The 806-nt window shown below is 44.3% G+C and carries 2 protein-coding genes; both read right to left on the bottom strand.

What is annotated here, in order from left to right; all coding sequences use genetic code 11:
• The coding region (locus HMPREF3144_RS11165; protein WP_210394318.1) for a hemagglutinin repeat-containing protein at positions 1-289 on the bottom strand (289 nt) is incomplete at its 3' end.
• Between the two features lie 33 nt (positions 290-322).
• Positions 323-700, bottom strand: coding sequence for a hypothetical protein (locus HMPREF3144_RS11160; RefSeq protein ID WP_070477935.1), 378 nt, complete (start codon positions 698-700; stop codon positions 323-325).
• Between the last annotated feature and the right edge of the window lie 106 nt (positions 701-806).

The following is an 806-nucleotide window of genomic DNA, read 5'->3' as shown; positions in this document are numbered from 1 at the left end:
CGGCCGTGGAGGTGATTAGCCCACCAATTAACTCGGTGTGCTCGGCTACCTCAATCTGATAGCCACCATCCCCTGCATAAATCCCCGATTGCTCGGTCACGCTCGCGTAATCGGCATTAAGCGAAGAGCGATTGTAGTTCGCACTACCCGAGACCCCATAGCCCACCGTCATCTGTCCGCCCAGATTCTGCTGCTTACCCTCATAGGTCGCCGTGTCTTGTACGCTCTGAATGGTAAGGGTCGGAGTCCTGACGTGTACCTTCTCACCAAAGACCTGCGCCCCGGCCACACCCACCCACGTATGGTAAATGTCACTCTTAAATCAAAGCGCATCCTTATAAAGCCCTGCGTCCAATAAACCATCCCTTATAGCGAACTGAAGAAACTTCTTGATTGCATCGGGGTCTCTATCGACCACGTCATCAAGGAGTTTTTCTTGGATTAATGGCACATAGAATACTCCATTAAACCTCATTTTAGTAGAAACCCACTCGCCCTCTAGTCTTGGATCAATCACTTCAACATCCCTTGAATCATAAACCCCTAAAGAAACCCAATCAATTCCTTCTCCTTCTCCTTCTAAGGCATAAAAATAGGTAAATACCTCTGCCTCTTTAGTACCTTCATTATTCATTCCCCAATAAATACCAAAAACATCTAAAATCACTGTACGATAGCGACCAGTATATTTAATCTTCATTTATTTTCCTTTGCTAATACCATTATTGATTGAAGCACCTGGTTGTAATATTGAACGTTGTGGCGTTTTCATTTTTATATCATAGGCTTTATCGGTATATTTATTG

This window comes from Oligella sp. HMSC05A10 (genome assembly GCF_001808335.1).
Lineage (GTDB): Bacteria > Pseudomonadota > Gammaproteobacteria > Burkholderiales > Burkholderiaceae_B > Oligella > Oligella urethralis.
This window is presented reverse-complemented; position numbering and strand designations above follow the sequence as displayed.